12 protein-coding genes and 1 tRNA gene are annotated in these 12,880 nt (G+C 65.1%); 6 read left to right on the forward strand and 7 right to left on the reverse strand.

Annotation, left to right across the window (positions count from 1 at the left end):
• Positions 1–100: 100 nt before the first annotated feature.
• The 3 genes from AB7F10_RS11510 to AB7F10_RS11520 are packed head-to-tail and all read left to right on the forward strand — an operon-like array spanning position 101 to position 2,779.
• The gene (locus AB7F10_RS11510; protein ID WP_428560954.1) at positions 101–853 is read left to right on the forward strand and encodes an ABC transporter permease; all 753 of its coding nucleotides are present in this window, start codon (positions 101–103) and stop codon (positions 851–853) included.
• Positions 854–1,684, forward strand: a complete 831-nt coding sequence (locus AB7F10_RS11515) for an ABC transporter permease (protein ID WP_428560957.1) — start codon at positions 854–856, stop codon at positions 1,682–1,684.
• 33 nt (positions 1,685–1,717) lie between these two features.
• Positions 1,718–2,779, forward strand: coding sequence for an alpha/beta hydrolase family protein (locus tag AB7F10_RS11520; protein ID WP_428560959.1), 1,062 nt, complete (start codon positions 1,718–1,720; stop codon positions 2,777–2,779).
• Between the two features lie 109 nt (positions 2,780–2,888).
• On the opposite strand, the gene AB7F10_RS11525 is transcribed toward AB7F10_RS11520, so the two are convergent.
• Positions 2,889–4,085, reverse strand: coding sequence for a M24 family metallopeptidase (locus tag AB7F10_RS11525; protein ID WP_428560961.1), 1,197 nt, complete (start codon positions 4,083–4,085; stop codon positions 2,889–2,891).
• A gap of 110 nt (positions 4,086–4,195) precedes the next feature.
• On the opposite strand from AB7F10_RS11525, the gene pcaB reads away from it, so the two are divergent.
• On the forward strand, positions 4,196–5,545 hold the full coding sequence (pcaB, locus tag AB7F10_RS11530; RefSeq protein ID WP_428560963.1) for a 3-carboxy-cis,cis-muconate cycloisomerase: 1,350 nt from the start codon (positions 4,196–4,198) through the stop codon (positions 5,543–5,545).
• Position 5,546: 1 nt separating this feature from the next.
• Here pcaB and AB7F10_RS11535 read toward each other — a convergent pair whose 3' ends face one another.
• The 3 genes from AB7F10_RS11535 to AB7F10_RS11545 are packed head-to-tail and all read right to left on the reverse strand — an operon-like array spanning position 5,547 to position 8,393.
• The gene (locus AB7F10_RS11535) at positions 5,547–6,830 is read right to left on the reverse strand and encodes an MFS transporter (protein WP_428560965.1); all 1,284 of its coding nucleotides are present in this window, start codon (positions 6,828–6,830) and stop codon (positions 5,547–5,549) included.
• Positions 6,831–6,842: 12 nt separating this feature from the next.
• Entirely contained in the window at positions 6,843–7,562 is a 720-nt protein-coding gene (locus tag AB7F10_RS11540; RefSeq protein WP_428560967.1) for a hypothetical protein, read from the reverse strand.
• Between the two features lie 60 nt (positions 7,563–7,622).
• Entirely contained in the window at positions 7,623–8,393 is a 771-nt protein-coding gene (locus tag AB7F10_RS11545; protein ID WP_428560969.1) for a hypothetical protein, read from the reverse strand.
• Between the two features lie 209 nt (positions 8,394–8,602).
• Between AB7F10_RS11545 and AB7F10_RS11550 the strand changes: the two genes are divergently transcribed.
• Positions 8,603–9,439, forward strand: coding sequence for a cupin domain-containing protein (locus AB7F10_RS11550; protein ID WP_428560971.1), 837 nt, complete (start codon positions 8,603–8,605; stop codon positions 9,437–9,439).
• A gap of 36 nt (positions 9,440–9,475) precedes the next feature.
• Here the strand turns inward: AB7F10_RS11550 and AB7F10_RS11555 are convergent, their stop codons facing one another.
• Positions 9,476–10,480 carry an alpha/beta fold hydrolase gene (locus AB7F10_RS11555; protein WP_428560973.1) on the reverse strand — a complete coding sequence of 335 codons (1,005 nt, stop codon included), beginning with the start codon at positions 10,478–10,480 and terminating at the stop codon, positions 9,476–9,478.
• Between the two features lie 118 nt (positions 10,481–10,598).
• Between AB7F10_RS11555 and AB7F10_RS11560 the strand changes: the two genes are divergently transcribed.
• Complete coding sequence (locus AB7F10_RS11560) at positions 10,599–11,513, forward strand: VOC family protein (protein ID WP_428560975.1); 915 nt, start codon at positions 10,599–10,601, stop codon at positions 11,511–11,513.
• 3 nt (positions 11,514–11,516) lie between these two features.
• On the opposite strand, the gene AB7F10_RS11565 is transcribed toward AB7F10_RS11560, so the two are convergent.
• Positions 11,517–12,488: a Bug family tripartite tricarboxylate transporter substrate binding protein gene (locus AB7F10_RS11565; RefSeq protein ID WP_428560977.1), complete on the reverse strand. Its 972-nt coding sequence runs from the start codon at positions 12,486–12,488 to the stop codon at positions 11,517–11,519.
• Positions 12,489–12,673: 185 nt separating this feature from the next.
• A tRNA-Thr gene (locus AB7F10_RS11570) sits at positions 12,674–12,748 on the reverse strand.
• Positions 12,749–12,880 lie beyond the last annotated feature (132 nt).

Consider the following 12,880-nt stretch of genomic DNA (forward strand, 5'->3'; position numbering starts at 1 on the left):
GTCTGCCAGTCGCAGAACCTCGCCGTCATTCCGAGGCGCGCGCCCTGCGGGCGTCTCGGATACGGCGGGGCCGGTCTTTGTTCGTCAACGGAATGACTCTGTGCTCGATAGCTATTTGCGCCGTCACGGCCCGTTCTGGATCAGCATCTTTGTCGGCCTCGCGATCTGGGAAATCGCCGGGCGCACCACCAGTGCGGCCTTCATGGTGCCGTTCTCGGAAACGCTGGTGCGGCTCTGGCAGCTGATCGCCGACGGCCAGTTCATCGATCAATTCATCGATTCCGCGATCCTGTTCCTCACCGGCTTTGTTCTGGCGCTTGTGGTCGGCGCGCCGCTCGGCCTCCTGCTCGCGCGCGTGCGCGTGCTGCGCATCGGCATCGAGCCCTACATCATGACGCTTTACGCCACGCCGATGGTGGCGCTGATTCCGTTCATCCTGTCGCTGATGGGCTTCGGCTTCGCTCCCAAGGTGCTGGTCGTATTCCTGTTCGCCGTGTTCCCCGTGCTCTACAACACTGTCGAGGGCGCGCGCTCGATCAAGCCGGAACTGATCGAGGTCGCCCGCTCGTTCCGCTCCTCCGAGACAGCGCTGTGGCTCGAAGTGATGCTGCCCTACACGCTGCCCTACATCATGACCGGCGTGCGCCAAGCGATCGGCCGCGCGCTGGTCGGCATGGTCGCGGCGGAATTCTTCCTGTCCTCGACCGGCCTCGGCCAGCTCATCATGGGCGCTTCGCAGAACTTCGACACCGGCGGCGTGTTCGCCTCGATCTTCGTGATCGGCATGATTGGCGTCGGGCTGATGCGGATCGGGCTCAAGATCGAACAGCATTTCGCACGCTGGAGGCAGTAGATGACGCAATCTGCCGCCGGCATCGGCGCAACCGCCACACCATTGCGCAAACCGTCGCCCTTGGCCGACCGGATGATCGACACCTATCTGCCGCGCCTCGTCGTCGGCGTCGTCATCCTGGCAGCGTGGGAATTCATTGTTCGCGCCTTTGCGCCCGCCTATGTGGCGAAGCCGACCACGGTCGTCGCCGCAATCCCGAAAGTCATCGTCGACCCGAAATTCCTCGCCGCCACCGGCGAGACGCTCGGTGCGGTGGCGCAGGGCCTCGCCATCGCACTCGTCATCGGCACCACGATCGGCCTCATGATGGGGCGCAGCGCCGGCGTCGAGCGGGCCGTCCGCCACTACGTCAACGGCTTTTATGCGATGCCGATGATCGTCGTGCTGCCTCTGTTCTCGCTGTGGTTCGGCTATTCCGGCGCGGCGCGGATCGCCACCATCATCTTCGCCGCGATCTTCTCCATCATCATCAACGCTGCCGACGGCGCCCGCGCGGTGCCACGCGAATATCTCGAGGTCGCGCGCTCGTTCCGCTCCGGCCGGCTCGGCATGCTGGTCGAGATCGTGCTGCCGTCGTCGATGCCTTATCTGCTCGCCGGCTTTCGTCTTGCGGCCGGCCGCGCGCTGATCGGCGCCGTGGTGGCGGAGTTCTTCCTCTCGGTCGGCGGGCTCGGCTACTACATCCTCTATAATTCGCGCACCTACCATCACAACGAGGCTTTCGTCGGCGTCCTGCTGCTTGCCGCCTTCGGCGTCGGCTTCGAGCTGCTGGTCGGCTGGGCGACCCGGCGCTTCATGCCGTGGTACCGACGCGACGAGAAAACGAGCTAACTCCGTACAAAATACAAACTCAGGACGTCAGTCATGTCATCCGATCCGCGGGTCAAGGCCGCCATCGCGCACTGGGGCGCGCGCTTCGTCGCCAACGGCGTAGCGCTTGCCGATTTCGAGGACGTCACCCGCTCGCTCAACTCCTATGACGACTGGTGCCGCGCCTGGTCGGAACGCGGCGCGCTGCATGAACGCGTGGCGCAGGAAGCGCTCGACAAGAAGAAATATCTGACCGCCGGTGAGTGTTTTCAGCGCGCCGGCGTCTACTATCACTTCGCCAATTTCCTGTTCGTCCACGACATCCCGCAGATGCAGGCGGCGCACCGCAAGGCAATCGACTGCCGACAGAAGGCCCTGCCTTACCTGCGGCCGGCCGGCGAGCGTGTCGAAATCCCGTTCGGCAAGCATAAGTTTGCCGGCGTGCTGCGCAAGCCCGAAGGCGTCGACAAGCCGCCCATCGTCGTGATGGCAGTCGGCCTCGATTCAACCAAGGAAGAAGGTGACGCCTACGAGTCATCGTTTCTCGCACGCGGCATGGCGACGCTGATGTTCGAAGGCCCCGGCCAAGGCGAGACGCAGTACGATCTGCCGATCCGCGGTGACTACGAGGTGCCGGTCGCGGCAGTGATGGATTATGTCGAGACCCGCAAGGACCTCGACACCGGCCGCATCGGCATGTGGGGTGTCAGCCTCGGCGGCTACTATGCGCCGCGCGCGACCGCTTTCGAGAAACGCATCAAGGCCTGCGTCGCGCTCGGCGGCCCGTTCGACTGGGGGGCCGCTTTCGACAACCTGCCGGATCTGACGCGCGAAGCCTTCACCGTGCGCAGCCATTGCAAGACGCAAGCCGAGGCGAAGAAAAATGCGCAGACGCTCTCGCTCGAAGGCGTCGCGGAAAAGATCACAGTGCCGATCTTCATCGTCAACGGCCGCCATGACCGCGTCGTGCCGGCAAGCGACGCCGAACGCCTCGCCCGCGAGGTCAAAGGTCCGGCCACGCTGATGATGATCGAAGACGGCAACCACATCGCCAACAACCGCGCCTATCGCTGGCGTTCGCAGAGCGCGGACTGGATGGCGGATCAGTTGCGGTAGCAACTCTTTACAGTGTCATCGCCCGCGAAGGCGGGCGATCCAGTACACATGGCATTTGACGTCGTTTACTGGATGCCCGCTTTCGCGGGGCAGGACGCCTGAGATTCTTCTAACGGTCCACCACCACAAATCCCCGCGGCATCGAGTGCATCCGCTCAATGCCGGTTTCGGTGATGAGCACCATTTCGCCGGTCTGCACGCCGGCGGTGTGGTCCGTGGTCACGACATTCGGTTGGATCACCACGGTCTGTCCGGCGCGGAACGGCGCCGTCGGCAGCGCCCCGCCGCCGGGGCGGCTTTTGGTGCCGAGGATCGGCGGCAGATAGCCGCCGCCATAACCGTGCAGCAGATCGTCGATGATGGTGAAGCCGGCATCCTCGATCACACCCGAAGCCTCGATCACCTGCGCCGGCGTCGCGCCGGCTTTCAGCACGGCGGCGATGGCGTCGAAGGCGGCGTCGGCCGCCGCATGCAGGTCGCGGTAGAGCTTGGGCGGCTCCTCGCCGAACGCGAAGGAGCGCAACACCTGGCCCGAATGCTCCCAGAACGAGGCGCTGATTTCCGAAACCACCGCGTCGCCCTTCATCAGCTTGCGCGTCGTCGCATATTGGCGCGGCACCGGCACGGTCGGGGCGCGCATCTGCGTCGCGCCGATATAGTGGATTGCGTTGACCCCACCTTGCGAGACGTAGGCCGCCTCGATCATCGCGCCAAGCTCGCGCTCGTTCAGGCTCTCGCGCATGCCGTCACGCAGCGCCATCATGCCGAGGTCGGTGAAATACGCACCGATGCGGAACCAGTCGAGTTCCTCCGCCGACTTCACCTGCCGCAGCCGGATGTAATTTCGGTTGAGGTTCTTCGGCGTGCCGTATAGCGCTGCGATCGCGGCGTGCTGCTCGGCGCTGATCGGGCCTATGGTCGCGACCCGCTCGCGCGCCGCGCCGCGTTTCTTGAGCGTCGCGATGGCGCAGGCGATGGAGGACTCCCCGCCCCACGACACGTCCGCCTTGTCGGCGATCAGCTTCGCCTGCGTCGGGTGGTTGACGTATTGCAGGAACAGAGCGTCGCGCTCGCCGGGGGTGAAAACCCCGACCGCCTCGGCCGTCACCGGCCATTGCGTCAGCCACTGCACCACCGAACCGAAGCGGTTTGCCCCACAGAATACGAGGTGATCGCAATCGGCCTCCGCCATCAGCGCGATCACCGCCTCCCGGCGGCGCGCCATTTCGGCGTCGGAGTAACGTGGCGTTTCGGCGGCGACGATCCTGGCAAGGTGCGGCGGCAGCGCGTTCTGGGAGGTTTTCATGCGCCGCATCTTGTCACGGCGGCCGGGCCCGCGGAACGCGCCGCGGCGGCATAGCCGGAATGACAAAACGAAGGCGGGTGGGTAAGACTGGCGGTACCACGGAGACCGCCATGCCGGCCACCATTTTCGATTCCAGCGTGTTTCGCGACCTCTACACCACCGAAGCGATGCGCGCGGTGTGGTCGGACGAAAACCGCATCCAGAAATATCTCGATTTCGAGGCCGCGCTGGCGAAGGCGCAGGGCCGGCTCGGCATGATTCCGAAGGATGCCGCCGCCGAAATCGTCCGCCATTGCGATGCAAAAAAAATCGATATTGCGAAACTCAAGGCCGGCACCGACAAGGCCGGCTCGCCGATCATCCCGCTGGTGAAGCAGCTGGTCGCGCTGTGCAGGGACGGCCACGGCGAATGGTGCCACTGGGGCGCCACCACGCAGGACGTCACCGACACCGCAACCGTGTTGCAGATGCGCGAAGCGCTCGATCTCGTCGCGCAGGACATCGGCGCGATCTCCGGCGCCCTCGCCGCGCTCGCGAAAAAGCACCGCGACACGCCGATGATCGGCCGCAGCAAGCTGCAGCAGGCGGTGCCGATCACCTTCGGCTACAAGATGGCGACCGTGCTCGGCGCTTTCGAACGCCACAAGGAGCGGCTGGCACAGCTCAAGCCCCGCGCCCTCACCGGCGAGTTCGGCGGCGCGGCCGGCACACTCTCCTCGCTCGGCAAGGACGGCCTGAAGGTGCAGGCCGAGATGATGAAGGAACTCAAGCTGCGCCAGCCCGACATTTCCTGGCACACCATCCGCGACCGCGTTGCGGAGGTCGGTTGCTTCCTCGGCCTCGTCACCGGCACCTGCGGCAAGCTCGCGCTCGACGTCATGCTGATGATGCAGACCGAGGTGCAGGAAGTCGCCGAGCCGACCGGCGACGGCCGCGGCTCCTCGAGCACCATGCCGCAGAAGCGCAATCCGGTGTCGTCGGTGCTCATCACCACCCAGACCGCGATGGTGAAGCATCACGTCGCGGCGCTGCTCGAGGCGCAGATCGAGGATCACGAACGCTCTGCCGGCCGCTGGGAGATCGAGTGGATCGCGCTGCCGGAGATCTTCCTGCTCTCGGCCGGCGCGCTGTCGCACACCCGCGCGCTCACCGGCGGATTGCAGGTAAACGCCAAGAGGATGCGCAGGAATATCGACATCACCAACGGCCTCGTGATGGCCGAAGCGGTGATGATGGGTCTCGGTCCGAAGATGGGCCGCGACCGCGCCCATGATGTCGTCTATGACGTCGTGAGCGAGGTGGTGAAGACCGGCCGGCCGCTGATCGATCTGCTCGCGGAGAACGCGGAGATCAAGAAGCACGCCGGCCGCAAGGCACTCGAAAAGCTCACCGACCCTGCCAATTATCTCGGCGTCGCGGGAAAGATGGTCGACCGTGTGCTGGCGGGACGGAAGAAATAGGCTACTCGCTCCGCGGCATTGTCCGCCAGATCGCCAACGCGACCAGCAGCGTCGCCGCGCCGAGACCAACGAATAACATCGGCACGCCGACGCCGAAGGCCTGTAGCGCCGCAACAATCACCGTCGCGCCGGTCATGAAGGCAGCGTTGAGAATGTTCACCGCGGCAATCGTGCGCGCACGATAATCGACATCCGACCACGCCTGCACCGCAGCGAAAGCCGGCACGATGAACAGTCCGCCGGCGATCGCCATGCCCGCAAGGTCGATTGCCGCGCGCAGACCGTGACCGGACCAGAACACGATTGCCGGGCCGGCGAGCGCCGAGGCAATCGCCTCGCCGCGGAAGATGAAGCCGAGATCGAGCGCGAACAGGCCGAGCAGCACCGCGCCCGCGAGCGTCGTGCGCAGCACGATGCGCCCGCGCGCGATGATCGCGGCGAGGCCCGAGCCGGCGCCGACCGCCAGCGAGAAGATGACGAGATAGGCGGTCACGGTGTCCTCATTGCCGCCGATCAGGCCCTTCACCAGCGTCGGCAGCAGCGACAGCACGACGATCCCGGTGAGCCAGAACCAGCTCGTCACCATCGCGCCCCACCACAGCCGCCGATCGGCGCGCAGATGGCGCAGCAATGCCCAGGTCGACGCCGCGACGTTGCGCGTGATTCTGAGGTGAGGGGCGCCCTGCCCGGTCGGCGGAATCAAAAGGCTCGACAGCCAGCATAGCGCCGCAAAGCCCATCACCATCGCGGCGAACACGCCGGCGTGGCCGCCGTCCTTCGCCGCGATGCCGCCGACGATGGTGCCGGTCAGGATCGCGATGAAGGTCGCGCCCTCGATCAGAGCGTTGCCGGCCGGCAATTCCTCGCGCACGAGATGATCCGGCAGGATGCCGTATTTGATCGGCCCGAACAGCGAGGCGATGACGCCGAAGCCGCCGAGCGCGACGAACAGCACGGGAAGCGACTTCAGCATGAAGCCGGTCACCGCGATGCCGGCGACGAACATCTCGGCGAATTTCAGCCGCTGCGCGACCATCGCCTTGTCGTAGCGATCCGCCAGTTCACCGCCGAGCGCGGACAAGAAAAAATACGGCGCGATGAAAATTCCGCTTGCGATCGTCACCAGCGCGGCGGAATTCGCCTCGCTCAACCCGCTGAACAGGATCAGGAAGACCAGCGACGTCTTGAGAAAGTTGTCGCCGAAGGCCGCGAAGAACTGACACCAGAACAGCGGCGCGAACCGCCGCGACAGCATCAGCGGCTTCGCCGCACGGGTTTGCGTCATGTCGTGACTTTCTTAAAACTGCGCCTGCAGCGCGGATTGCAAATCGGCGAGCAGCACGCCGAGTTCGAGCTCGCGGAACTCGAGATTGACCCGCCGCAAATATTGCCGCAGTTCGGCCTGCTCGTCGGGCAACAAGCCCTGCGCCGCATGTTCCGCGCCGGCGAAGGAAAACGGGCGCCGCTCAACCACGCGCCGCAGGGCCGGCGACAGCACCGGGATATGCACCGAGGCCGCCGTCATGCCCGAAGGCGGAAACTTCGTCCGGTATTGCGCGTTGCCGAGAATTTCGTTGGTGACCGGCACCAGCGCGCCGTTACGGAACAGCGGGCGGAGCGCGGCATAGGCCTCGACCGAGGTGCCGTCCGGCGTGCCGATATAAAGGATCACCGGCGCGACGCCACGGCGATGCGTCTCGCCGACGAAATCGATTTCGGCGGCAAGGCGAAAGAACGCCTCGAACACGGTGTGGCCGAGATCGATCACCCGCGCGGTGTCGTCCTCGGTAACCAGCCGGTCGAACAGCGCCATCTGCCCCTTCACGTCGGCGATGCTGGCGGGTTCCGCCACGCCGGGCAGATAGTCCGACAGCGCGGCGTCCGGCGCGTTGAGGTCGAAAGCCTCGACCGCGCGACCGTTGTGGCGCTGGAAGTCGGTCAGCAGCCGCGCAACGAGCGTCTTGCCGACGCGCGGCCGCGGCGACGCGACAATGTAAACGATGTTGCGGATCGACATGGCGTCACCATCCGCGAAGCGGATCGCGCGGGAGTGTGGCGGCTTCGGCGATCACCGCGGTCAGCCGGCCGCGGCCTGGGTCTGCTCGTCGGGCTTATCCTCAGCCTTGGGCGTGACCAGGTTCATCAGCTTCACCCGGTCGAACTCGTTCCACACGTTGCCGAGCCAGTGCCGGACGTAGCCACGCAACACGAAGGAGTAGTTCTGCGCGTCGCCGGCCGCGTTCTTGTTAGCAATGAAGGAGACGAACGGCACGCTCGCGACCTCGACCTGCTCGCAGGCAAGCTCGTTCAGCTTCGGCACGACGAGATCCTTCGCGCCGCGGATGCGGTTGAAATAGGAATTGTAGGTCGCCGGATCCCAGTCGAAGAACGTCGTGTTGTTGATGAAGTTCTTGACCAGGAAATACTGTGCCTCGCCCACGGTGTCGGCGGTCGCCGCGATCTCGTCCAGCGAAGCAATCGACGGCCCGAGAATGTGGAACACCGCAAAGGTGATCTGTCCCTTTTTCGCCGCTTCGACGAAGCCGATATCGGTCAGCGCCTTCAGCGTCGGCGACAACAGCCCCGCGCGCACGTCGATCACTGTCACCTTCGGCTCGCTGCCGCCGAGCGTGTCGAAAATCTTCATCTGATCGGACACCTGCGTCATGTCGACGACTTCGGTGATGCCCGGATGAAAGCGCTTCAGCGTGCCACGCGGCGCCTCGGTGTCGAAGGCGCGGGTCGGAACCTGATGCGCGGCGAAATAGTCGAGCAGAGTGCGCGCAACGGTTGTCTTGCCGACGCCGCCCTTGTCGGCGCCGACCATGATCACTGTCGGTTTGGCCATTCGATCACCCTGTCGAACCTGAAGATTTCGGAATTTGGGCCACTTTACTACGACGTTGCTGTGACAGAATAAGGATGGTCGCTCTATGCACAACGGCGTCGGGGGCCGCCCAACGGCGGCCCGATGCCGCACGGCCTTGCCTGGAACGCATCGAGGGTGGACTATTCGCCCGCGATATCAGGACGTTGTGTCAACCGGGGGCGATCCGTATGGCAACGATCTTCAATGAAAGCACCGTCGGAGGCGAAGTGGCCGGCGCCGGCGCACTCCGCCAGCCGCTGCTGACGCCGCAGCGCGTGCCGGGCAGCACCATCCGGCTCGACCGCATCGCCCTCGCGCCGGGCGGCCGCCTCATGCTGGACGTGCCGGCGGCCAGCGCCGCCTGGCTCCAGATGCTCACCGGCGTGGTGAACCTCGAACGCGCGGGCGAGAGCCACGCACTCGGCGACAGCCACATTGTCTTCCTCCCGCCCGGCCGCTCCGCGGGCGTGGCGAGCGCGCAAGGCGCGGTTTTTCTTTACGGCGAAATCCCGGACGCGGCTTCGATCGACCCGGACTTCGCCACCCAGCCGCCCGGCTTCCATCTCGCCGACTGGTCGCGCGAGCCGGTGTTGTCGTCGCAGCACGACGCGCGGCGGCGCGTCTATCTCGTCACCCCGAAACTGTTCGGCACCAAGGCGATCAAGGGCGAGATGATCTTCTATCCGCCCGGCACCGCGGCGGCGAACCATCACCACGAGGGCGCCGAGCACTTCATGTATGTCACGCGCGGCCGCGGCACCGTGTTCCCGAACGGCCAGCCGCACCGGGTCCGCACCGGCGATGTGATCCACTACGCCGACCGGGAGCCGCATTACCTCGCCGCCGATCCGGATGACGAACTGGTGTTCGCGGAATTCTTTGCGCCGGGCGAATGTCTCACCGTCTGGGCCGACGACAACGTCGCATGTACATGGCTGCCGACCGGCCGCGACATGCGCGGACAGGTTCCCGTGCGCGAGATCAAGGCGCATCGTCACGGCGCGGCGAGCGCGCAGGACGTCTGAAACCGGCGCTCGTGAGCCAGCGCCGCATGCGACCGCTCAACGCAGATGCTCGCGCATGAACGCGTCGAGATGCGCTTTCCACGCTACCGCCTGCGACGCGGAGTTATGGCCGCGCGAGCGCGGACCGGCCGGAATCAGCACCATGCCGCCACGCTTGATGCGCGGCAGCGCCCGTTCGAGCGTCTGCAGTTGCGGCGGGTTAAGTTCGTCATCGGCAAAATTGATCGCGAGCAAGGGCGCCGCGATCTGCTCCAGGCCGGGGGACGGGTCGTAATCCATCGAGGACTCGAGCTGATAGAGCCGGTCGTTGGCGTCACCCTTGCGGGCACGATCGACCATCTCCCGGTAGAGCGCATCCGCCGCCTCGCGGGTCGGCGCCCGCTCCTGGATGCGGACCACGCTTTGCGTCAGCAGTCCGCCGAACGGCGTCAGAATGTAACGCGAGGGCTGTGTCTCATATTCGCCGCCATTCCAGTCCGGATCGCTGCGGATCGCCTCGATCTGCATGCGGCGCTGAATCCAGTTGCGCCCGCTCATCGCCGCCGGCTGGCTTGCGAGCGGCACCAGCGCGTCCATGAACTGCGGATAGAGGCTGCCCCACATCCACGTCAGCATGCCGCCCATCGACAGTCCGAGCACGAGACGCAGATGCGCGATGCCGAGACCTTCGGTGAGCAGCCGATGCTGCGCTTCCACCATGTCGCGATACCGATAGCGCGGAAACCGCGCGCGCAGACCATCGCTCGGCTTGCTCGAAGCGCCGAAGCCGATGGCGTCCGGGATGACCAGAAAATAACGATCGATGTCGAGCGGCTCACCCGAACCGAAAAGTTCGCTGCCAAGCTCCGGCGCAAGCCAGCTCGCGCTCGAACCCGTGGTGTTGTGCAGCAGCAGCACCGCATTGGCGATGCGCCCGCTACCGTCGCGCTGCGGCGTTCCGAGCGTCAGATAGTGCTGGCGCAGTTCGGCCAGCCGCTCGCCGCTCTGAAAAACGAAGTCTTTGAGAATGAAGTCGGCCGGCTCCGGCCTGAACGCGGTCATGATTTCACGATCTTCAACAATGGTGGCCGGCGCACCGGCTTCGCTTGCCCGTCTTTGACGCCGCACGGCACCAAACGCTAGATGATGAACGCCGGGAAACAAGTAGCGGGGTGCCAAGGTGAGTCAAGCTGCCATCAGCGCGGTGAGCGCCGTCGATCTTGCCGTCGCCAATCTGCCGGCGGCGCGCGATTTCTTCGCCGAGGCCTGGAAGCTGCGCGAGATCGCGACCGCCGACGGTATTCACTATTTCCGCGCGGCCGGACCCGCTTTTCACACGCTCAGCCTGCGTGCGGGAAGCGAACCGGCCTTGATCCGCGTCATCCTCGCCGCCCAAAGCCGCGCCGCGGTGGATGCGAGCTACAAGACTATACGCGAGGCCGGACTGACCGCCGACGGCGCTCCACGCGACCTTCGAACGCCGGGCGGAGGCTACGGCTTCGGATTCAAGGATCTGGAAGGACGCAATTTCGCGATCGTGAGCGATACCGCGCGTCACGCTCCGATTACGGACGCGCCGGACATGCCGGCCAAGCTATCCCACGTCAATCTGAACTGCCGCGATAACGACGCGTCGTTCGCCGTCATGCGGGCGCTCGGCTTCAAATTATCCGACCAGACACGGCAGTTCCGCTTCATCCGATGCAACGCCGATCATCACAGCCTGGTGCTCGGCTTCAACGACAATGCCAATCTCAACCACATTGCGTTCGAGATGCCGGACCTCGAAGCGGTGATGCGCGGAATCGGCCGCATGCGCGACCACGGCCACGGCGTCGAATGGGGGCCAGGCCGCCACGGGCCGGGCAACAATGTGTTCGCCTATTTCTGCGGGCCGGAAGACTTGCCGCTCGAATACACAGGCGAGATGCAACAGGTTGCCGACGACTTCACGCCGAGCCGCAAGCCCGAACAGTGGACCTGGCCGGCGGGGCGGCTCGATCACTGGGGCCTGACCCCCGGACCGAGCGCCCGCGTCAAGGCGGCGCAGGCCCGCTTCAAGTTCAGCGAGACCGGCTTCCGCCTCGACGGCTGACCGCTATTTCGGCTCGATGCCGGCGGCCTTGATGATGTCGCCCCACTTCTTGCGCTCGTCGACGATCAGCTTGGCGAACTCCTCCGGCGTGTTGCCGACGAGAGTCATGCCCGACTGCGTCTTGAAGCGCTCCATCGACGGCTGACCCAACGCCTTCACCGTTGCATCGTGCAACTGCCTGATGATCTCCGGCGGCGTGCCGGTCGGCGCCATCAATCCGAACCACGAAGACGCCAGCCAGCCGGGCAGACCGGCTTCGGCCGAGGTCGGCACGTCCGGCAGCACCGGCAATCTCGTCTTGGCGCCGACCGCGAGCGCGGTGAATTTGCCGGCCTTGATATGCGGGATGACCAGCGGAGGATTATCGACGACGCCGTCGAGATGGCCGCCGAGCAGATCGTTCACCGCCGGGGTCGCGCCCTTGTAGGGCACATGCGTCACCTTGATATCGGCGACATGCACCAGATAGGCCTGACCGAGATGCCCGGTGGTGCCGACGCCGGCGGAGCCGAAGTTCAGCTTGCCGGGATTGGCCTTGGCGTAGGCGATCAGCTCTTTGAGCGTTTTGATATTCGTCTTCGGATGCACGATGGCGAGCATCGGCATGTCGGCAACAAGCGAAATCGGCGTGAACGCCGTTTCCGGCTTGTACGGCATCTCCTTGTAGAGAAACTGGTTGATGCTCTGGATGCCGGGCGACGTCATCAGCAGCGTGTAACCGTCCGGCGCAGAGTTCGCGACGAAAGCGGCGCCGATATTGCCGCCGGCGCCCGGCTTGTTCTCGACGATGACGGGCTGACCGAGCGTCTTGGAGATTTCCTCACCCACCGCGCGGGCCAAAACGTCAACCAGTCCACCGGCCGAGAACGGCGCGATGATGCGGATCGGTTTGTCGGGATAGGCGTGCGCGGGGACGATCCCGACGCCGGCGAACATGAGAACTCCGGCCAGCGCGGCCAGTCGAAGCCGTTTCATCGAATTTCCTCCGGAGCGAGTGCTGGTTATGATTTTGCGCGTCGCGACGCGCCTCGCCGGCCGCCGCCCCTTGCGAACCCGGCACACAATCTTTTCGGCGAAACGATGAAGCTTACACAAGCGCGGTGGAGGCGCCAAAGCGTCGCGGAGCGCGATGCGGCATCATGAAAATTGCGAGGGAGGAATGGTGCCGGCGGAGGGATTTGAACCCCCGACCACCCGCTTACGAAGCGGATGCTCTACCGCTGAGCTACGCCGGCTGACCGTGAACGGGCTGCCATCACCTTGGACACCCGCGAACGGGTTCCATTACCTTAGACGCCCGTGAACGGGCTTCTGTTATCGGCAGAAGCCCCGCTTGGCAAGCCAACCTAGCAATCACTCATTAAGCG

Origin of the sequence: Pseudolabrys sp., assembly GCF_050250095.1 — a bacterium.
Classification (GTDB): domain Bacteria; phylum Pseudomonadota; class Alphaproteobacteria; order Rhizobiales; family Xanthobacteraceae; genus Pseudolabrys.

Bases quoted from the DNA above. Each gene is read 5' to 3' on its own strand.
- AB7F10_RS11515 (WP_428560957.1), top strand. From the start codon at position 854: ATGACGCAATCTGCCGCCGGCATCGGCGCAACCGCCACACCATTGCGC.
- AB7F10_RS11520 (WP_428560959.1), top strand. From the start codon at position 1,718: ATGTCATCCGATCCGCGGGTCAAGGCCGCCATCGCGCACTGGGGCGCG.
- AB7F10_RS11525 (WP_428560961.1), bottom strand. From the start codon at position 4,085: ATGAAAACCTCCCAGAACGCGCTGCCGCCGCACCTTGCCAGGATCGTC.
- pcaB (WP_428560963.1), top strand. From the start codon at position 4,196: ATGCCGGCCACCATTTTCGATTCCAGCGTGTTTCGCGACCTCTACACC.
- AB7F10_RS11535 (WP_428560965.1), bottom strand. From the start codon at position 6,830: ATGACGCAAACCCGTGCGGCGAAGCCGCTGATGCTGTCGCGGCGGTTC.
- AB7F10_RS11540 (WP_428560967.1), bottom strand. From the start codon at position 7,562: ATGTCGATCCGCAACATCGTTTACATTGTCGCGTCGCCGCGGCCGCGC.
- AB7F10_RS11545 (WP_428560969.1), bottom strand. From the start codon at position 8,393: ATGGCCAAACCGACAGTGATCATGGTCGGCGCCGACAAGGGCGGCGTC.
- AB7F10_RS11550 (WP_428560971.1), top strand. From the start codon at position 8,603: ATGGCAACGATCTTCAATGAAAGCACCGTCGGAGGCGAAGTGGCCGGC.
- AB7F10_RS11555 (WP_428560973.1), bottom strand. From the start codon at position 10,480: ATGACCGCGTTCAGGCCGGAGCCGGCCGACTTCATTCTCAAAGACTTC.
- AB7F10_RS11565 (WP_428560977.1), bottom strand. From the start codon at position 12,488: ATGAAACGGCTTCGACTGGCCGCGCTGGCCGGAGTTCTCATGTTCGCC.